Origin of the sequence: Bacillus sp. 1780r2a1 (genome assembly GCA_024134725.1) — a bacterium.
Lineage (GTDB): Bacteria > Bacillota > Bacilli > Bacillales > Bacillaceae_H > Priestia > Priestia aryabhattai_A.
This window is the reverse complement of sequence record CP099863.1, coordinates 3,729,002-3,747,833: the sequence shown is the minus strand read 5'-3', so window position 1 is coordinate 3,747,833 and position 18,832 is coordinate 3,729,002. Positions and strand designations below refer to the sequence as shown.

20 protein-coding genes are annotated in these 18,832 nt (G+C 37.2%); 17 read left to right on the top strand and 3 right to left on the bottom strand.

Annotated features, from left to right (window positions below):
• The first annotated feature begins 43 nt into the window (after positions 1-43).
• Positions 44-859, top strand: coding sequence for a phosphotransferase family protein (locus NIZ91_18880; protein USY57232.1), 816 nt, complete (start codon positions 44-46; stop codon positions 857-859).
• A gap of 6 nt (positions 860-865) precedes the next feature.
• On the opposite strand, the gene NIZ91_18875 is transcribed toward NIZ91_18880, so the two are convergent.
• On the bottom strand, positions 866-1,144 hold the full coding sequence (locus NIZ91_18875) for a YtzH-like family protein (GenBank protein USY54768.1): 279 nt from the start codon (positions 1,142-1,144) through the stop codon (positions 866-868).
• A gap of 146 nt (positions 1,145-1,290) precedes the next feature.
• On the opposite strand from NIZ91_18875, the gene trmB reads away from it, so the two are divergent.
• Together trmB and NIZ91_18865 are read left to right on the top strand one after the other, a co-directional pair.
• On the top strand, positions 1,291-1,938 hold the full coding sequence (gene trmB / locus NIZ91_18870) for a tRNA (guanosine(46)-N7)-methyltransferase TrmB (GenBank protein USY54767.1): 648 nt from the start codon (positions 1,291-1,293) through the stop codon (positions 1,936-1,938).
• Between the two features lie 110 nt (positions 1,939-2,048).
• Positions 2,049-2,906, top strand: coding sequence for an MBL fold metallo-hydrolase (locus NIZ91_18865; GenBank protein ID USY54766.1), 858 nt, complete (start codon positions 2,049-2,051; stop codon positions 2,904-2,906).
• Here the strand turns inward: NIZ91_18865 and NIZ91_18860 are convergent.
• Complete coding sequence (locus tag NIZ91_18860; protein ID USY54765.1) at positions 2,881-3,186, bottom strand: PepSY domain-containing protein; 306 nt, start codon at positions 3,184-3,186, stop codon at positions 2,881-2,883. The two genes, NIZ91_18865 and NIZ91_18860, sit on opposite strands and share 26 nt — an antisense overlap.
• Before the next feature lie 167 nt (positions 3,187-3,353).
• On the opposite strand from NIZ91_18860, the gene NIZ91_18855 reads away from it, so the two are divergent.
• The 8 genes from NIZ91_18855 to murC all read left to right on the top strand — a co-directional run bounded on the left by NIZ91_18855 (position 3,354) and on the right by murC (position 12,362).
• A complete protein-coding gene (locus NIZ91_18855; GenBank protein ID USY54764.1) occupies positions 3,354-4,427 on the top strand; it encodes a M42 family metallopeptidase in 1,074 nt (357 codons plus the stop codon).
• 71 nt (positions 4,428-4,498) lie between these two features.
• Positions 4,499-5,011 carry a DUF84 family protein gene (locus NIZ91_18850; protein ID USY54763.1) on the top strand — a complete coding sequence of 171 codons (513 nt, stop codon included), beginning with the start codon at positions 4,499-4,501 and terminating at the stop codon, positions 5,009-5,011.
• Positions 5,012-5,187: 176 nt separating this feature from the next.
• Positions 5,188-5,505: a thioredoxin family protein gene (locus NIZ91_18845; GenBank protein USY54762.1), complete on the top strand. Its 318-nt coding sequence runs from the start codon at positions 5,188-5,190 to the stop codon at positions 5,503-5,505.
• A gap of 79 nt (positions 5,506-5,584) precedes the next feature.
• Positions 5,585-6,388 carry a DUF1444 domain-containing protein gene (locus NIZ91_18840; protein ID USY57231.1) on the top strand — a complete coding sequence of 268 codons (804 nt, stop codon included), beginning with the start codon at positions 5,585-5,587 and terminating at the stop codon, positions 6,386-6,388.
• A gap of 3 nt (positions 6,389-6,391) precedes the next feature.
• Complete coding sequence (locus tag NIZ91_18835) at positions 6,392-6,997, top strand: DUF4479 domain-containing protein (GenBank protein ID USY54761.1); 606 nt, start codon at positions 6,392-6,394, stop codon at positions 6,995-6,997.
• A gap of 297 nt (positions 6,998-7,294) precedes the next feature.
• Positions 7,295-9,976, top strand: a complete 2,682-nt coding sequence (locus NIZ91_18830) for a DNA translocase FtsK (protein ID USY54760.1) — start codon at positions 7,295-7,297, stop codon at positions 9,974-9,976.
• A gap of 255 nt (positions 9,977-10,231) precedes the next feature.
• Positions 10,232-10,894 carry a nicotinate phosphoribosyltransferase gene (locus NIZ91_18825; GenBank protein ID USY54759.1) on the top strand — a complete coding sequence of 221 codons (663 nt, stop codon included), beginning with the start codon at positions 10,232-10,234 and terminating at the stop codon, positions 10,892-10,894.
• Between the two features lie 169 nt (positions 10,895-11,063).
• Complete coding sequence (gene murC / locus NIZ91_18820; protein ID USY54758.1) at positions 11,064-12,362, top strand: UDP-N-acetylmuramate--L-alanine ligase; 1,299 nt, start codon at positions 11,064-11,066, stop codon at positions 12,360-12,362.
• Positions 12,363-12,416: 54 nt separating this feature from the next.
• Here the strand turns inward: murC and NIZ91_18815 are convergent, their stop codons facing one another.
• Positions 12,417-13,532 (bottom strand): aminopeptidase, encoded by a 1,116-nt coding sequence (locus NIZ91_18815; protein USY54757.1) that lies wholly within the window; start codon positions 13,530-13,532, stop codon positions 12,417-12,419.
• Between the two features lie 255 nt (positions 13,533-13,787).
• Here NIZ91_18815 and NIZ91_18810 point away from each other — a divergent pair, with 255 nt between their 5' ends.
• From NIZ91_18810 to motP, 6 genes are all read left to right on the top strand, one after another.
• Positions 13,788-14,279, top strand: a complete 492-nt coding sequence (locus NIZ91_18810; GenBank protein ID USY54756.1) for a DUF948 domain-containing protein — start codon at positions 13,788-13,790, stop codon at positions 14,277-14,279.
• Between the two features lie 22 nt (positions 14,280-14,301).
• Positions 14,302-14,742, top strand: a complete 441-nt coding sequence (locus NIZ91_18805; GenBank protein USY54755.1) for a YtxH domain-containing protein — start codon at positions 14,302-14,304, stop codon at positions 14,740-14,742.
• 121 nt (positions 14,743-14,863) lie between these two features.
• Positions 14,864-15,187, top strand: a complete 324-nt coding sequence (ytxJ, locus tag NIZ91_18800; protein USY54754.1) for a bacillithiol system redox-active protein YtxJ — start codon at positions 14,864-14,866, stop codon at positions 15,185-15,187.
• Between the two features lie 218 nt (positions 15,188-15,405).
• Positions 15,406-16,473: a bifunctional 3-deoxy-7-phosphoheptulonate synthase/chorismate mutase gene (locus tag NIZ91_18795; GenBank protein ID USY54753.1), complete on the top strand. Its 1,068-nt coding sequence runs from the start codon at positions 15,406-15,408 to the stop codon at positions 16,471-16,473.
• Positions 16,474-16,944: 471 nt separating this feature from the next.
• A complete protein-coding gene (gene ccpA / locus NIZ91_18790; protein USY54752.1) occupies positions 16,945-17,943 on the top strand; it encodes a catabolite control protein A in 999 nt (332 codons plus the stop codon).
• Between the two features lie 78 nt (positions 17,944-18,021).
• Positions 18,022-18,831 carry a flagellar motor protein MotP gene (gene motP / locus NIZ91_18785; protein USY54751.1) on the top strand — a complete coding sequence of 270 codons (810 nt, stop codon included), beginning with the start codon at positions 18,022-18,024 and terminating at the stop codon, positions 18,829-18,831.
• Position 18,832 lies beyond the last annotated feature (1 nt).

The window sequence follows — 18,832 nt, the reverse complement described above, 5'->3', positions numbered from 1 at the left end:
ATAGAAGTAAACATAACTTTAAATTTTTAATGAAATGTGTGTGTTGAAATTGAAGGTGAATTGGTTGGAACATATATTAGGAAGCGAATGGGAAGTGACTCCTGCTGGCGGTGCAACTGGAGATGCTTATTTCGCAAGGTTTCAAGACCGAAAGCTATTTCTGAAGCGTAATTCATCTCCTTTCCTAGCTGTTTTATCAGCAGAAGGCATTGTTCCAAAACTAGTTTGGACAAAACGAATGGAAAATGGAGATGTAATTACAGCTCAACACTGGTTAGATGGTCGAGAGTTGAAGCCACAAGATATGAACTCGGATAGCGTAACAGAGTTGCTGAGTAAAATTCATCACTCTAAAGAGCTATTGGATATGTTAAAAAGATTAGGGAAAGAGTCATTATTACCACAAGACGTTCTACTCGATATTCGAGCGAATGTAGATGTAGACTTGCAAAAAGAACTGATTGTTGAGCAAGGAATTATGTATTTAGAACGAGAAGTGGATTTTGTTCAACCAGAGGAATATGTGGTTTGTCATTGCGATGTCAATCATAACAATTGGTTACTAGGCGAAAATGAACAGCTATATTTAATTGATTGGGACGGAGCGATGATTGCTGATCCAGCCATTGACTTAGGCCTCTTATTGTATTGGTATATCGATCCAGCAGAATGGAAGAGCTGGTTAGAAAAGTATGGTATTACTTTAACTGATAACTTACAAAAGCGAATGAAATGGTATGTGGTGAGTCAGAGCATTTTATTTGTACAATGGCACCGTACAAAGCAAGAAGTACCAGAAATGAACTACTGGCTTAACTACTTAAAAGTATTGCTTGAAAATGAGCAGCTAAGCCAGTAAGTTTAATTAAGATAGACTAGATAGTTCTTCAACCCATTGAGATAGATTTTGTTTGTTTGTCTCAATGTGTTGGTCAAGATGTGCCGCGCTTTTTGCAGTTTGTGTATACTCGCAAATATTTTGAAGCGTACGATACACTTGTTCATTAGCAGTTCCATTTGCTAGCATTGCTTGAGCCAAACGTTCAACTTGTTCGCATTCTGAGACTGTTCCACAGCAGTCTGTTTGGTGATTTGATAAGATGTCCTTTAAGATAGCCATTTGATGCTGAGCGTTTAAAGGCATAGTGCATCATCCTTTCTCGTATGATGCTTTTATTTTTTTCTTTATAAATACAATTATTCATACGAATGTCGGTTGTACAAAATAACCGACATTTTCCGTGTGGTTCAATTTTGATAATTTTTGATAATATAGATGAGGTGTGGAGTATGAGACTAAGAAATAAACCTTGGGCAAAAGAAAAATTGGCGCAGTATCCACAATATGCTGTGGGAAACCCTGCAGAACATAAGGGAAAGTGGAACGAAGTATTTGAAAACAATAATCCAATTCATATTGAAGTAGGAACTGGAAAAGGTCAATTTCTACTTGGAATGGCTAAGCAAAATCCAAATATTAACTATATTGGTATTGAGTTATACGAGAGTGTAATTGTGAGTGCTTTAGATCGTATAATTGAAGCAGAAGTACCGAACTTCAAGCTGCTAAGTGTTGATGCAAAAGACTTAACCGAATATTTTGCTAAAGGTGATGTTGAACGAGTGTACCTAAACTTTTCAGATCCTTGGCCAAAAGTTCGTCATGCTAAAAGACGCTTAACGTACAAAACATTTTTAAATATCTATGAGCAAATTTTAATTGATGGTGGAGAAATACACTTTAAAACAGATAATCAAGGGTTATTTGAATACTCTTTAATGAGCTTTTCTGAATATGGTTTGTTATTAAAGTACGTAAGTTTAGATTTACATGCGAGTGAATTTGAAGGAAATATTATGACTGAGTATGAAGAGAAGTTTTCTCAAAAAGGAAGTCGAATCTATCGTTCAGAAGTTAAATACATGAACGAAAAGTAATATCAACAGGGACCTTTCAACTAGTGAAAGGTCCTTTTTATTTAAAAAAGACTATAAAAACGCAAATAGGCAGTGATACAATAAATAGGAATATATGGGAGGTGTAAAAAATGGAAACGTTAACAATAGGGGATGTAAAAGTTACTTGGTTAAACGGTGGAGACAATCATCTTGATGGAGGCGCTATGTTTGGTGTTGTACCAAAAGAGCTTTGGTCTAAAAAATACCCTCCTGCCTATGATAACCGTATTCCGATGAGAACTGATCCACTTTTAGTTCAAATTGGTAAAGAAGTTGTCTTAATTGATGCAGGTATAGGAAATGGAATGATTGAAGGTAAGCAAAAAAAACATTTTGGTATTACGGAAGAATCTCATGTAGAAACGGATTTAATGAAACTAGGGTTAACACGACATGATGTCACCAAAGTAGCGATGACACATATGCACTTTGATCACGTATCGGGACTAACAACGAAAAGTCAAGGTACATTGGAGTCTACGTTTCCAAACGCAGTTATTTACGTAAGCGAAGTTGAATGGAACGAAATGCAAAACCCTAATATACGTTCAAAAAATACGTATTGGAAGCAGAATTGGGAAGCTATTGAATCTCAAGTTGTACCGTTTCATGATTCTATTCAATTGCTCCCGGAATTTACGATGCACCACACAGGTGGGCATAGCGATGGACATTCTGTCGTTGTCATTAGTAGCCGAGGTGAGCAGCTTGTGCATATGGGAGATTTACTGCCAACTCATGCTCATCACAATGTTTTGTGGGTTATGGCCTATGACGATTTTCCAATGACATCTATTTCACAAAAAGAAAAATGGCTTCAATACGCATACAATCAAAATGCATGGCTTAGTTTTTACCATGATGCTTATTACCGAGCAATTAAGTGGGATACTAAAGGTGATATCATAAATGCAGTGAAATTTAATCAATCTTTACTAAGTCAATAATGTTACCGCTACTTTTATCAATGAAAAATTCATATTGTTCACGACTGCCGTCTACAGAGCGAGTAATACCGCCAGAGTAACCTTCAAAAGCGAGACCATACCTATTTATAACCTTGGTCGTCGTCTGAATCCAAGAGCCGTTAATAGGACCATTTTGTTTAAATGCCTGTTTTGCAATTTGCAGTGCTTCCATGGATGAAAGAGACGACTTTTTCTTTTGATAGAGATAAGCGCTTGCAAAACCAACAGCAATGCCTGTTATGAGCTGGGTATACTTCATAATAATCACCTTCTTTATTTAATGAAAACAAAAGCTCTTACTACAGTCCATTATACAAAAACATACTTTAATTGTTAAGCAATCCAGGTGTTTAAGGAAGAAGAATGGAAAGTATTTTGACTTTTCGCTACAATAAAGGGTAATGACATACATAAAGGAGACGAAAGATGAATTCAGAAACTTTATCATTATTTAAAACGCTAACAGAACTTCCGGGTGCTCCAGGGCATGAGCACGCAGTAAGGGCTTTTATGAAATCACAAATGGAGCCTTTAACTGATGAAATTATTCAGGATGGACTTGGGAGTATTTTTGGGGTAAAAAAAAGCAATGCTTCAGGTCCAAAAGTAATGGTAGCTGGGCATATGGACGAAGTTGGATTTATGGTAACCGGAGTGACGGATAAAGGAATGTTACGCTTTCAAACATTAGGCGGATGGTGGAGTCAGGTACTCTTGGCTCAGCGAGTCGAGGTTGTTACAAGAACGAGAAAGGTTACAGGCGTTATTGCATCGATTCCGCCACATCTGTTAGAAGATGCGCAGCGTAATAAGCCAATGGCTATTAAAAATATGATGATTGATGTCGGCGCCGATTCTAAGCAAGAGGTTGCTGATATGGGGATTCGTCCTGGAGATCAGATTGTGCCCATTTGTCCATTTACACCAATGGCTAATGAGAAAAAAATCTTAGCAAAAGCATGGGATAATCGATATGGTTGTGGATTAGCGATTGAATTATTAAAAGAAGTAAAAGATGAAAAGTTGCCAAATATTCTATACGCTGGAGCAACTGTGCAAGAAGAAGTAGGTTTACGAGGTGCTCAATCTGCTGCAAATATGATTAAGCCTGATGTTTTTTATGCGCTAGATGCAAGCCCAGCAAATGATATGTCAGGGGATAAGAATGCATTTGGGCAGCTTGGAAAAGGTGTACTGCTTCGCATTTTTGACCGGACGATGGTAACGCATCGAGGTATTCGAGAGTTTATTTTAGATACGGCTGAGACCAATCATATTCCATATCAGTATTTTGTTTCACCAGGTGGTACTGATGCAGGGCGTGTTCATACATCTAATAGTGGAGTTCCATCTGCTGTAATTGGTATTTGCTCAAGATACATTCATACACATGCTTCTATGATTCATGTAGATGATTATGCAGCTGCGAAAGAACTATTAGTGAAGTTAGTGCGTGCAACGGACGAAACAACAGTAGCTACTCTTAAAGAGCAAGTTTAATCTTAGAACAGTCGCTTGTAAAAAGCGATTGTTTTTTGTGTTAATTAAACAATAAGCAAAGGAGAGATAAAATGAATATTGCAATTGGAACGAAAAATCCAACTAAAATAAATGCTGTTAAAAATGTATTTGGACAAGAAATGACCTACCATTTGTTTGAGGTGCCTTCAGGTGTATCTAGCCAACCGTTTTCCGATGAAGAAACCATTCAAGGAGCCATTAACCGTTCAGAGAGAGCATGTAAAGATGAGATGGATTTAGGGATAGGATTAGAAGGTGGCGTAACAGAAACAGATTATGGGTTGTTTTTGTGCAATTGGGGAGCTTTAAGTAGTCCTTCTCTCAAAAAGCCAATTATTGCTGGTGGTGCAAGGATTTTATTACCTCATGAAATTGCAACAATGTTAAAGAAAGAAAAAATTGAGTTAGCGGAAGCTATGGAACGCTTTACGCATAAAAAAAATGTGCGTTCAAATGAAGGGGCAATAGGTATCTTCACATCGGAAATGCTCACAAGAACAACGATGTTTGAACACGTTGTTCGCATGCTGTATGGTCAATATCAGTTTCATCAAAAACAATAAATAGGATATACTAACACCTTAATAATACCGAAACGCTCTACATACTTAGAAGTAAGATACTTGCACCATCTTGTTGACTATGGTTTCATATGAATGACTGTACAATTAAAATAATGATAAATAAGATGTCTTTTTTGGGAAGCAACAAGGCATACAATATAAAGGAGGAAGTAACAATGAAAAAAATGGAGAGTATTGAACAATATAATGAGGTCATTAAAGAAGGAAAACATATTATGATGTTCTCAGCAGACTGGTGTCCAGACTGTCGTGTCATTGAACCAATTTTACCTGAAGTGGAACAGAAATATAGTGACTATACGTTTCACTATGTAGATCGCGATCAGTTTATTGATTTGTGCATTGAACTCAATATCTTTGGTATTCCAAGTTTTGTAGGATACCACAACGGTGAAGAGAGCGGGCGTTTTGTAAGTAAAGATCGTAAAACGCAGGAAGAGATTGAACAATTTATCGAAAGTTTAAAAGGATAAGCTACCGCTGGGCCTGTTGTTTTAACAAGAGGCCTAATTTTAAGCTTTTTTGGTGAAAAGGAGGGATTCCTTAGTGAAGATGACGAGTATTAAAATGAAAAAATTAATTCAAGATCGTTTGAAAGATGAAAATTTACGTTTTCAATTCGATCAAAAAAACGATACGCTACGAATTGAGCATTCTGAAACGAAAAAAGGATTAACTGTTTCACTACCAGGACTCATTGCGAAGTGGGAAGAAAAAAAGGACGCAGCAGTAGATGAAATGATATATTATATAAGAGAAGCTGTGCGCGTAATGAATGATGAACAACAATTAAACTCAAAAGAAAAGAAGATTCTTCCAGTTATTCGATCTACTTCTTTTCCAACGAAAACAAACGAAGATGTTCCGCTCGTATATGATGATCATACGGCAGAAACAAGAGTTTATTATGCCTTAGATTTGGGTAATACGTATCGATTAATAGATGAAAAGCTCCTTGAAAAAGAAAAGCTTGAGGTAACATCTATTAGGGAAATGGCAAGATTTAATCTTCGGTCATTGCCGATTACATATAAAAAAGATACGGTTGCGGGCAACGATTTTTATTTTGTTAATGCTAATGACGGGTATGATGCGAGCCGCATTTTAAATGAATCTTTCTTACAAGAGTTTCAAGATAAAGTAAAGGGAACGCTCACAATTGCTGTGCCTCATCAAGATGTTTTGATTTTAGCAGATGTTCAAAATGAAACGGGCTATGATATATTAGCACAGATGAATATGAGCTTTTTTGCTAGTGGAAGAGTACCCATTACAGCACTCTCTTTCTTGTATGAAAACGGGCATTTAGAGCCAATTTTCATTTTAGGAAAAAATCGTAGTAAAGGACGGAGTTAAGGAATGAATATTTTTTACAACAAAGAAGGTATCGGTGATACGCTAATCGTATCTCTTCAAGACATCGAACTGTCAAACCGAACGTTTGAAACAAAAAAGAACGTCACGCGCATCTTTGATGAAAAATCAAATGTTACTGCTGGCTATAATATTTTCGAAGCATCGACTGTTTTATCTTTCTCAGGGCGTGGACCGATTAAGTTAACAGAAGAGCTAGTAGCGGAAGTAAACCGCGTTATTCAAGAAAGTGGATTTTCTGAATCGATTGAAGTAGACTTATCTCCAAAATTTGTTGTGGGCTATGTTCAGGAAAAAGAAAAGCATCCAAACGCTGATAAATTGAATATTTGTAAAGTGGATGTTGGCACAGAAACGTTACAAATTGTGTGTGGTGCTCCAAACGTTGAGGCAGGACAAAAAGTTGTAGTGGCAAAAGTGGGCGCTGTTATGCCAAGTGGTCTTGTTATTAAAGATGCAGAACTTCGTGGCGTACCTTCTTCTGGTATGATCTGTTCTGCAAAAGAATTAGCTTTGCCAAATGCTCCTCAGGAAAAAGGAATTTTAGTGTTGGAAGAAAGCGCAAAAGTAGGAGAAGAGTTCTCAGCTTAATTCTATATAATACAAAAGTCGGATGTTGCTTTACACCTATGTTTCAAAGGATTACAGTTTGTGAAAAGCAATTGTCAATAGTTTTATAAATTTGATAAAATTAAAAGCCACTAGTAGTTCTAGTGGCTTTTTTGCATATTTCATAAGATATCGGGTATCTAGTTAATAGATTTTATAGGAACCCTATTGGATACATGGTAAAATGAATGAGAGTGTATAAAAATTGAAAATTTTACAAGAAGCATACAGTTTTTTATAAATAGAAATACGACTGTTAAGGAAGAAAGAGTGATAAAAATGGGTTTTATGCGAAAAATGATGGATTATCTATTAGGTTATGAAGTGAAAGAAATTATAGTAGATGAAGAAGGTCGACAAACAGAGATTCCATTAAATGAGCCTAAGAAAGAGACAGAAATGAAGCAAAGGCCAGTTCAAGAAACGGTCAATGAAAAAGCAGCTACTCCAAAGAAGCAAACACCAGCCCGTTTACCAAGACAAGAAAAAGGGACAACCCATCAAGACTTAGAGGCAAAAGTAGCTTATCACTATCCAAAAGGTCAATTTCGCTTTCCACTTATAGATGACAATCAATTTAGTCGTTCAGATGATTCACTAAGTCATGAAGTCCGTCGAAGAGAAAGACCTGCTGAAGAGGTGAAAAATGAACGAGAGTTTGTACGGAAAAGTCGTCAGATGAATCGAGAAGAACCGGCTCCTTTTCAACGTCCAGAATATGTGAAGCCAGTACAAGAGAAAAAAGTATCAGTTGCTTCTAAGCCGACTTCGCAAGTGAAGAAGCCGTTTCGTCCAACTGAAATCCCGTCACCTGTATACGGATTTAACAAGCGTCCAGCTAATCATCAACTTTCTCAACAGCATTCAGAAGTGGTCGAATTTGAGCTTTCGAGCTCAGCTGGAATAAAGCCGACTCCTACGTATGAATCTCTGCGAAAAGAAATTCGTAACGAAAGGACGTACGTAGAACCTCTAGTGCGCAAAGAACAGCAGGAGGAGAGTAAGGAAGTAGAAAACGTAGACTCGTTTAATGAACAGGTAAAAGATGTTTATGTCGAACCCCAAACAGTCCCGTCTTTACATATTGAAGAACGGCCACTAGAAGAAGTAGAGAAACCATCAATTCAGTTTGAGGGACATGGAACTATTGAAAGCATAGCGCCTGAAGTAGTAGAGAAGTCAGAATCTATAGAAGAAGATGTTCCACAGCAAGAAGCGCCTATTGTAGACGAGTTTGAAGAGGTAAAAGAGTCTCAGCCTGCAATTGAAGAAGAGCCACAAGCATATGCAGATGAACCGGAAGACACTAATCGAAAACCGGAAAAGTCAAGTGCAAGCTCATCAAATGGAGGCCGCAGGTTAGTTCCGTTTAATGTCATGATGTTAAAAAAGGACCGTGAAAAAGTCGCTCAATCGTCGTCTGTAGAGCGTTTGAAAACGCAGGAGAAGCAAGAGGAGTGTGAAGAAGAACCAACTCCTATCCTACTTAAAGAAGCAACACCATTAGCGGATTCTCAAGCGGAATTGTCGTATCAATTCCCTTCTATGTCAATGTTAAATGCACCATTAATTGAAATGGAAGAGGATCATGATTGGGTACAAGAGCAAAGTGACCTGCTTGATATGACGCTAAACAATTTCAACGTTCGTGCCAAGGTAGTAAATGTGACGCAAGGTCCAACCGTTACACGCTTTGAAGTTCAACCAGAGCCGGGCGTTAAAGTAAATAAGATAACGAATTTAACAGATGATATTAAGCTGAGTTTAGCAGCAAGAGATATTCGGATTGAGGCGCCAATACCAGGTAAAAATACAATTGGCATTGAAGTGCCCAACCAACAAAGTAAGCCGGTTTTGCTTAGCGAAATAGTAAACGACCCAGCTTTCACCCAAAATAAGTCACCTTTAACGGTAGCATTGGGTTTAGATATCTCAGGTGCTCCAGTAGTCACGGATTTAAATAAAATGCCACATGGTTTAATTGCAGGGGCCACTGGTTCAGGAAAAAGCGTATGCATTAACACAATTATTGTGAGCTTACTCTATAAAGCAGCTCCTCATGAGGTCAAATTGATGCTTATTGATCCAAAGATGGTTGAGTTAGCGCCTTATAACGGTATTCCGCACTTAGTAAGTCCTGTTATTACAGACGCCAAAGCTGCCACAACAGCTTTAAAATGGGCTGTAGAAGAAATGGAACGTCGCTATGAGCTGTTTGCGCATACCGGTGTGCGTGATATTACACGCTATAATGAAAAAGTAGAAGAGCATAGCGAGAAAAGCGGTAAGCTTCCATATCTCGTCATTATTATTGATGAGCTTGCAGATTTAATGATGGTATCACCTGGTGAAGTTGAAGAAGCAATTTGTCGTATAGCTCAAAAAGCGAGAGCATGCGGTATTCATTTGCTGCTAGCGACACAAAGACCTTCTGTTGACGTTATCACAGGTCTTATTAAAGCGAATGTCCCAACCCGCGTAGCCTTTTCGGTCTCTTCTCAAGTTGATTCTCGCACGATCATTGATACAGGTGGAGCGGAGAAACTACTTGGTAAAGGAGATATGCTATTATTAGAAAACGGTTCGTCTAAAACGGTTCGAGTTCAAGGGAATTTTGTATCAGATGAAGAAATTGATCGCGTCGTCGATCATGTAAAATCGCAAATGAAGCCAACTTATTTATTTGATCAGCAAGAACTGTTAAAAAAGCAGCAGACGTTTTCAACACAGGAAGATGATGAATTATTCTATGAGGCGTGTGAATTTGCTCTAAACCAGGACGGTGCCTCAGCATCAAGCTTACAACGCCGATTCCGTATCGGTTATAATCGCGCTGCAAGATTAATTGATATGATGGAGCAGCAAGGGATTATTTCCGAAGCGAAAGGTAGTAAGCCAAGAGATGTGTTAATTACGGAAGATGAGCTGCATGAACTTGAAAATAAAACAGCCAGCTACTAAAGTAAAGACCTGGCTTGCTACGGCTATTTTAGCAGGGTAGCTTAGCCCAGGTCTTTATGTGTGTAATGAGGTTAGGTTATTTTGGAAGTGTGAGAACCGAGATAAAGGTTTGTCAGATTACAAAAAATGATTTAGTATATGTAAGGGTAACATTTCGTTGTTTTTTCCAGTTTAATTTGGAAAGTATAATTATTAATGAGGATGTCAGCTCACAAGCGATATGCTAAGGCTCCTCGATAATGAGTGTGAGAAGCAATGGCGAATAACCATCAAGACATTATTGATTTAATTGAAATTCGGAAAGAAAAACAATCCCAAGCGGACGAGGCCATTCAATCCTTTTATAATGAGTACCTTTTGTTTGTGATGAGGTATACAAACATTCGAGAAAAAGTGAGAGCAGCTCACCTTTTTCGTGAACGTACAGGACTTTCACAAAAGCAAATGCAGCTAAGCGACAAAGAGCATTTATTTCAACAGTGGCTTGCATTTGATTATGTTACAATTCAAGGCCGAACGTTGTTGCAGCAGTTTATAAGTGAAAAAACAGCTACACGAAACGAAACATTTTTAATTCAAAGTGCGTTGTTTTTAACAAGTGTATTAGAGCCGATTGTTGTATCAAAAGTATGTGAGTCTTTTTACGTAAAAGGATATAGTCCATTGACAAACAAGCAGGTTATCATCAAAGATGTAAAAGGAAGGTTTAAAAACACAGATGTTGAAAAAGTATTATGGGTTCGGAAAATAAAGTCACTCGGTTATGACGTGTTAGTAGGCTCTTACTTTATACAAGCAGAAGCTAGTTTGGAGAAGCTACATCAATCACTGAACCAAGAAGAAAAGCTCAATTGGAGACAATTTTTAAAAAGATATGCGGTTACCTATTTGACTGAGGCCCGAGTCTTTCAGAAATAGCCAAAAGTCAAGGCTTTCAAAGCTTGTTGAGCAATTTGCAGAAGTGATATAATATGCAGCTGTTATCATTCTATACAAACAAATGCGAAGAATGACATGTTTGTAAGAGCAATTATTGATAACCGTCATATACTGTCTTACAGATAGACGAATGTTGGAGGTTCTTTATATGACAGTTTACCATTTTGTAGGTATTAAAGGAACAGGGATGAGTGCGTTAGCACAAATCTTAAATGATACGGGCTTTCAAGTTCAAGGTTCGGATATTGAAAAAGAAATCTTTACACAGAAAGCATTAGAAGAGCAGGGGATTCCTGTTCTACCTTTTAATAAAGAAAACATTAAAGAAGGCATGGTTGTAATTGCTGGAAATGCGTTTCCTGATACGCATGAGGAAATTGCAGAAGCCATGGAGCGCGACATACCTGTTGTTCGCTATCACCGTTTTTTAGGTGACTATATGAATCAGTTTACAAGTATTGCTGTTACAGGTGCTCACGGTAAAACATCCACTACTGGTATGCTAGCACATGTTATTCAAGGCGCTGAGCCAACTTCATATTTAATTGGAGATGGCACAGGGAAGGGCGTAAAAGATAGCAAATATTTTGCATTTGAGGCATGTGAATATCGTCGTCACTTCTTATCCTATACGCCAGATTATGCAATCATGACAAACATCGATTTTGATCACCCAGATTATTTTGCAAACATTGAAGACGTATTTAGTGCGTTTCAAGAGATGGGCTTGCAAGTGAAAAAAGGTATTATTGCCTGTGGTGATGACGAGCATCTTCAGCAAATACAAGCAAAAGTACCAGTCTTGTATTATGGATTAGGTGAAGAAAACGATTTTCAAGCTCGCAATATCGTGAAAAGTACGGCTGGAACAGCATTTGATGTATTTGTACGTAATACGTTCTTTGCATCATTTGAAATTCCTGGATACGGAGACCATAATATTTTAAATGCTCTATCAGTAATTGCCCTATGTCATTATGAAGACATCCCGGTAGCTGTGTTACAAGAGCGATTTAAGACTTATCAAGGCGTAAAGCGTCGTTTTAGTGAAAAGAGTGTTGGAAAGCAAGTATTAATTGATGATTACGCGCATCACCCAACGGAGATTAACGCAACAATTTCAGCAGCTCGTCAAAAGTATCCAAATCGAGAAGTAGTTGCTGTATTCCAACCTCATACATTTACAAGAACACAAACGTTCTTAGAAGACTTTGCTACAAGTTTACAGCATGCTGATAAAGTATACTTATGCGATATTTTCGGCTCAGCTCGTGAACAGCAAGGCAAGCTTTCAATTGAAGATCTGCGCAGTAAAATCAACGGAGCAGAGCTTATTAATGAACAAACAATTGAAACGTTAAAAGGTCATAATGAAGCAGTTCTTGTATTTATGGGAGCTGGGGATATTCAAAAATTTGAAGAGTTATACCAAAAAACGGTTTCATAATAAAAAAAAGCTCAGATTAATAATCTGAGCTTTTTTTAGTACTTGGATAATGGATTATTTCAAATTATCTGGATTTAATCCTTTTAATTCTTCTAATACGAAAAGACCGTCTTTACGTATCAATACATCGTCAAAGTAAATTTCTCCACCGCCATATTCAGGACGTTGAATCATAACCATATCCCAATGAATGTTTGATTTGTTACCATTGTATGCATCTTCATAGCATTCTCCTGGGGTAAAGTGAAAGCTACCATCAATTTTCTCATCAAATAAAATATCTTGCATTGGGTGTTGAATATATGGGTTTACACCAATTGCAAATTCTCCAACAAAGCGAGCACCCTCATCTGTATTGAAAATTTCATTGATACGCTCTGTATCGTTAGCCGTTGCATCAACAATTTTTCCATTTTCAAACGTTAGCGTTACGTTTTCAAACGTAAATCCTTGATATGGTGAAGGTGTATTATAAGCAATGGTTCCATTTACTGAATCACGAACAGGTGCTGTGTAGACTTCTCCATCCGGAATGTTCATTTCGCCAGCACACTTTACAGCAGGAATATCTTTAATAGAGAATGTTAAGTCTGTTCCTTTTCCTGTTAAACGAACCTTGTCCGTACGATTCATTAAATCAACAAGCGCATCCATCGCTTTACTCATTTTGCTGTAGTCTAAGTTACATACATCAAAGTAAAAATCTTCAAATGCTTCTGTGCTCATTTTAGCTAATTGAGCCATTGCATCATTTGGATAGCGTAGTACAACCCATTTTGTTTTTGGAACACGGATATCACGGTGGACTTTTTTACCGATTGTATTTCCATGAATACGCATTTTGTCTCCTGGTACATCGGATTGTTCAAAGATATTAGAACCTGAACGTAATCCAATATAAGCGTCCATTTGCTTCATCACGTTTGCTTCAAAATCAGCCATCATGCTATATTGCTCTTCTTGTGCACCTTGAAGGAGAGCACGATCTACCGTATGGTCTTTTAATAAAACAAATGGATATCCACCTGCAGCATATGCTTCGTTTACAAGGGCAGTTACAAGTTCACGTTGCAAGCCAAAGTTTTCAATTAAAACTTTTTCACCTTTTTGAAGACGAACGGAATAATTAATTAAGTTATGCGCCAAAGTTTGAATTCTAGGATCTTTCATATGTATTCCTCCTTTAAAATAAGCGACAACTGTCACTTTCTTATTGTAACCGATTATTTATTTTTTGTTGATGAATATGGAATGTTTTAGTTATACTTTCCAAAGGATAAGGCAATAAATAATAAAAGTTTAAGAAAATGAGGAAGATAGTGTATGATAAGGATAAACGCTTCCAATTTTTGATCCTATGTTTAAGTTATTTTAAAATTGGGAACGTATTTGTATCAACAATTATGAACGAGGAGGGGATTAAATATGATTCTTATTTTATATTTAAGCGCTGCAGTAGTCGCTATTGCGATTTTTTATCTTGTTGTTTCAGTATCAAAGACGCTTCGTTCTGTACAACAAACTCTTACATCTGTGGCAGGAACGCTCGACGGTTTGGAAAAACAAATGACAGGTATTACAACGGAAACAACTGCACTCTTACATAAAACTAATTTATTGGCAGAAGATATTCAACGAAAATCCGAAGCTTTAAATACCGTAGTGGATTCGGTGAAAGGTGTTGGAGACTCGATTCATGATTTAAATAAATCTTTAAAGAACGTGTCTACTAGCGTCTCCCAAAAGGTAGAAGAAAACAAAGAGACTGTTGCACAAGTTGTTCAATGGAGCAATGTAGCAATGGATGTGTGGGAACGATTGAAAGCAAGAAGAAAGCCTGTGCAACAATCTACTGTTGATTCCACTGCTGCTGAGTTAGTTGAACCATCAAAAAAACGCTCAAGATCTTATTCTTAAAAGTATACTGGAGGAGAAAGCAATGGCAAATAATCAATCAACAAATAAAGACTTTTTATTAGGAACGATTATTGGAGGAGTAGTAGGAGCAGCGACTGCTTTATTGTTAGCTCCGAAAGCAGGTAAAGAACTAAGAGCTGATTTAAATGAACAAGCTGCTTATGTTCGTTTAAAAACGGAGCAAGTGAAAAATAGCGCTGTTGAAAAAGGACAAGAATTTGCTCAAACTGCGAAAGTAAAAACAGCAGATTTGTCGCATACTATCTCCGAGCAATCATCACAAGTCGTAGATAAAGTAAAAAATTTTAGAAAAGCTGATCAGCATGAAGACAATTTACCACCAACAAGCCTCGAGGTACTTGCTGATGAAGTAGAGTCTCAAAGTGATGAAGACTTTCATCAAAAGCTAACGGAAGCCCAAGAAGCGTTAGATGAAGTAGAAAGCAATATCAATCGCCCTTAAATTTGCTAGTAAGCGTTCATCTACTTGAACGCTTTTTTTTATGACTATCCCATATGTTAATTTATTGTGAATGAGTAATTGGGAAGGTAAAATAAAGAAAAAACTTAAAAGGATGATGAAAATGAAGAAAATTACAAGCGTAGAAGAGTTTAATGAAGTAGTCAACGAAAATGAATCTTTTCTATTTTTAAAGCATAGTACAACCTGTCCAATTAGCGGCGCAGGTTATGAAGCATTCTCGAACTATGTAAACAACCAAAACTCAGTGAAAGCATACTATTTACACGTCCAAGACGCACGTCCACTATCAAATTATATTGCTGAGACATATGGTGTTAAACACGAATCACCACAAGCCCTTTTCTTTGAGAATAATAAAGTAAGTTGGGATATTTCACACTGGAAGATTACGGAAGAAGAACTAAGTAAAAGAGTAAGTAAATAAAAGGTAAAGAAAGCTTGCGTGCTGAAAGATTGCGCAGGCTTTTGCTTTATTGTGCTTCAGGTGAATTTCGTATAAAATGAATGTAACTTAGTCGTCTCCTCTATCTATATCCTCCTAGATCAACAGATTCTTCAAAGGACTTTTGTGTTTTAGTTATTTTCAGCAGCGAGATAAACACATGAATATTGATAACCGTAAAGGTGAAAGGGTGGAACCAAATGGCGAAACAAGATTTACAGCAACTACGTGCTCAAATTGATGAACTGAACCTACAGCTATTAAAAGTTATTAATGAAAGAGGACTGCTCGTTCAAGAGGTTGGTAAACTAAAAGGAGTGCAGGGAACGAATCGTTTTGACCCCGTCCGTGAAAGAGCAATGCTTGATTTAATTGTTGAGAAAAATGAAGGGCCATTTGAAACATCTACTCTACAGCATATCTTTAAGGAAATTTTTAAAGCGAACCTCGAGCTCCAAGAAGATGATCATAGAAAAGCACTGCTTGTCTCAAGGAAAAAAAAGCCAGATAATACAATTGTCACGGTAAAAGGAGAAGCAATTGGCAATGGTAGTCAGCGGTTTATTGCAGGCCCTTGTGCAGTTGAAAGCTATGAGCAAGTTGCTGCGGTGGCAAAAGCAGTAAAGCAGCAAGGAATTAAGCTTCTTCGCGGTGGTGCTTATAAGCCTAGAACGTCACCGTATGATTTTCAAGGGTTAGGTTTAGAAGGGCTGAAGATTTTAAAGCAAGTTGCTGATGAATACGATTTAGCGGTGATCAGTGAAATCGTGACCCCTGGTGATATTGAAACAGCACTTGAGTATGTAGACGTTATCCAAATTGGTGCACGAAACATGCAAAACTTTGAATTACTAAAAGCAGCAGGAAGTGTGAATAAGCCTGTATTATTAAAAAGAGGTTTAGCTGCTACAATTGATGAATTTATTAATGCTGCTGAATACATTATGTCAAAAGGAAACGGTCAAATTATCTTATGTGAACGTGGAATTCGAACATATGAGCGAGCAACTCGCAATACGTTAGATATTTCGGCTGTTCCAATCTTGAAAAAAGAAACGCATTTACCAGTTCTTGTCGATGTTACGCACTCCACGGGACGAAGAGATTTATTGCTTCCAACTGCTAAAGCAGCGCTTGCAATTGGAGCTGATGGAGTCATGGCAGAAGTTCATCCAGACCCAGCTGTTGCATTATCAGATTCTGCCCAGCAGATGAATATTCCTCAATTTAATGAATTTATGAATAAGTTAAAGCCGCTTTGTAATTGAAATGTATAAATGAGAAGCCTGAAACTCATGTTTCAGGCTTCTTGTATGAAAAACTGTACTGTTATAAGTAGAAAAAAGCAATAATGTTGCATCTTTACAATAAGTTTGCTAAAAATAGGAAAGGATAAAAAGACAGAATCATTTTTTGAAAATCTGGTGAAATTTGTCGGAAAAAGGCGCTAAAGGCGTTGCGGTTCAGCACATAGTGTCGTATAGTAGTTACAGATATTCGCTATAATTCTGTCAATTATTTTTTATTCAAGCCCCTGTATGTACGTGTATATACATAAGAACTTTTGATGATTTATGAATAGACGTTATATAGAATGGGTATTTAATGGGTATATAAAAATCATGAATGAAAATCTTACAACTATTTCGTTATATGCAAGAAGGATTTATATACGTAATTACAAGTTATCATTTTAGGACAAAATAAGTGAACAAGTAATATAAAAGGAGCGTGTCGTTATGAACGTAACAATTTATGATGTAGCAAGAGAAGCGAGTGTATCAATGGCAACGGTTTCGCGCGTTGTGAACGGAAACCCTAACGTGAAGCCTTCGACAAGAAAAAAAGTATTGGAAACAATTGAACGTTTAGGCTATCGTCCTAACGCAGTAGCAAGAGGGTTAGCAAGTAAAAAGACAACAACAGTAGGGGTTATTATCCCAGATATCTCAAGTATCTTTTATGCAGAACTTGCACGTGGTATTGAAGATATTGCTACAATGTACAAATATAATATTATTCTAAGTAACTCCGATCAAAATCAAGATAAAGAACTTCACCTATTAAATACAATGCTAGGTAAACAAGTAGACGGAATTATTTTCATGAGTGGTAATTTAACTGAAGAGCATGTAGAAGAGTTAAAAAAGTCACCGGTTCCGATTGTATTAGCAGCATCTATTGAATCTACAAACCAAATTCCATCTGTCACAATTGATTATGAACAAGCAGCATATGATGCGGTTAAGTCTTTAATTGACAATGGCCACAGTAAAATTGCGTTCTTAGCAGGTACTCTAGAAGAACCAATTAATCATGCCAAAAAATTAAAAGGCTATGAAAGAGCATTAACAGATCATCAAATTGATGTTCAAGATTCCTATATTGTGGAAGGCGATTACACGTACGATTCAGGTATTGAAGCAGTTGAAAAGCTATTCGAAGAAAGTGAAAAACCGACAGCTATTTTTGTAGCTACTGATGAAATGGCTCTAGGTGTTATTCATGGTGCACAAGATCGTGGATATAACGTGCCAAATGACCTTGAGGTTATTGGATTTGATAATACGCGTTTAGCTACGATGGTACGTCCGCAGCTAACTTCTGTTGTTCAACCAATGTATGATATTGGTGCGGTAGCTATGAGATTATTAACGAAGTATATGAATAAAGAAACGGTTGATAGCAGCATTGTTCAGCTTCCACACCGTATTGAATACAGACAATCAACAAAATAAAAACAAATTTCCATAAGTAGCTAATGAGCTTAGTCATGCAAAAACATATTGAAGTTGCCATTAGTGGGGAGAGAAGGTATGAAGAAATTTGATCTATTAACGCCTATAGGGATACTAATTGGTATCTCTATGGTTGCGTTTGGCGTTATTTCTAGCGGCGGAGTACAAGGTTTTTTAATTTTTATTGATTTCCCGTCCATGCTTATTGTCTTGGGGGGAGTTTTCGGAGCTCTATGCGTAAGCTTTCCAATTAGGCAGCTTCGTAATATGTGGAGAGTTGGTTTACAAGCTTTTCAATCAAAAGAATCAAACGTTGATGAGATGATTGGGAAATTTGTACAGCTATCAGAATTAGCAAGGCGTGAGGGATTATTAGCACTGGAAGCAGAAATGCACAAGGTTCATGATCCATTCGTACGAAAAGGACTCTTATTAGCAATTGATGGCGTAGAACCTGAAATAATTAAAGAAATGTTAGAAGCAGAAATTATTGGAGTTGAGGAACGTCATTCTAGGGGGAGAAACATGTTTGAAAAAGCTGGTGACTATGCTCCAGCTTGGGGAATGGTAGGAACATTAATTGGACTTGTTTTAATGTTACGGAACTTAAATACTCCTTCTACACTTGGTCCAAATATGGCCATTGCACTTCTGACGACATTATATGGTTCTCTTCTTTCAAATTTATTATTTCAGCCAATTGCAGCCAAGCTAGCAGTAAAAACAGAGCAGGAAGTATTTATGAAAGAAGTAGTAATTGAAGCTGTTGTCGGTTTGCAAAACGGTCAAAATCCTAGATTATTGCAAGAAAAGCTAAAAGCATTTATACCAGCTAAAAAAGTAGGACAATCTCAGCTTAAAGAGAGGACTAGCGTCCGTGAAGCGTAGA

Bases quoted from the DNA above. Each gene is read 5' to 3' on its own strand.
- NIZ91_18855 (USY54764.1), top strand. From the start codon at position 3,354: ATGAATTCAGAAACTTTATCATTATTTAAAACGCTAACAGAACTTCCG.
- NIZ91_18830 (USY54760.1), top strand. From the start codon at position 7,295: ATGGGTTTTATGCGAAAAATGATGGATTATCTATTAGGTTATGAAGTG.
- NIZ91_18860 (USY54765.1), bottom strand. From the start codon at position 3,186: ATGAAGTATACCCAGCTCATAACAGGCATTGCTGTTGGTTTTGCAAGC.
- NIZ91_18815 (USY54757.1), bottom strand. From the start codon at position 13,532: ATGAAAGATCCTAGAATTCAAACTTTGGCGCATAACTTAATTAATTAT.
- trmB (USY54767.1), top strand. From the start codon at position 1,291: ATGAGACTAAGAAATAAACCTTGGGCAAAAGAAAAATTGGCGCAGTAT.
- ytxJ (USY54754.1), top strand. From the start codon at position 14,864: ATGAAGAAAATTACAAGCGTAGAAGAGTTTAATGAAGTAGTCAACGAA.
- ccpA (USY54752.1), top strand. From the start codon at position 16,945: ATGAACGTAACAATTTATGATGTAGCAAGAGAAGCGAGTGTATCAATG.
- NIZ91_18865 (USY54766.1), top strand. From the start codon at position 2,049: ATGGAAACGTTAACAATAGGGGATGTAAAAGTTACTTGGTTAAACGGT.
- NIZ91_18845 (USY54762.1), top strand. From the start codon at position 5,188: ATGAAAAAAATGGAGAGTATTGAACAATATAATGAGGTCATTAAAGAA.
- NIZ91_18810 (USY54756.1), top strand. From the start codon at position 13,788: ATGATTCTTATTTTATATTTAAGCGCTGCAGTAGTCGCTATTGCGATT.
- NIZ91_18875 (USY54768.1), bottom strand. From the start codon at position 1,144: ATGCCTTTAAACGCTCAGCATCAAATGGCTATCTTAAAGGACATCTTA.
- NIZ91_18805 (USY54755.1), top strand. From the start codon at position 14,302: ATGGCAAATAATCAATCAACAAATAAAGACTTTTTATTAGGAACGATT.
- NIZ91_18835 (USY54761.1), top strand. From the start codon at position 6,392: ATGAATATTTTTTACAACAAAGAAGGTATCGGTGATACGCTAATCGTA.
- murC (USY54758.1), top strand. From the start codon at position 11,064: ATGACAGTTTACCATTTTGTAGGTATTAAAGGAACAGGGATGAGTGCG.
- NIZ91_18825 (USY54759.1), top strand. From the start codon at position 10,232: ATGGCGAATAACCATCAAGACATTATTGATTTAATTGAAATTCGGAAA.
- NIZ91_18850 (USY54763.1), top strand. From the start codon at position 4,499: ATGAATATTGCAATTGGAACGAAAAATCCAACTAAAATAAATGCTGTT.
- motP (USY54751.1), top strand. From the start codon at position 18,022: ATGAAGAAATTTGATCTATTAACGCCTATAGGGATACTAATTGGTATC.
- NIZ91_18795 (USY54753.1), top strand. From the start codon at position 15,406: ATGGCGAAACAAGATTTACAGCAACTACGTGCTCAAATTGATGAACTG.
- NIZ91_18840 (USY57231.1), top strand. From the start codon at position 5,585: ATGACGAGTATTAAAATGAAAAAATTAATTCAAGATCGTTTGAAAGAT.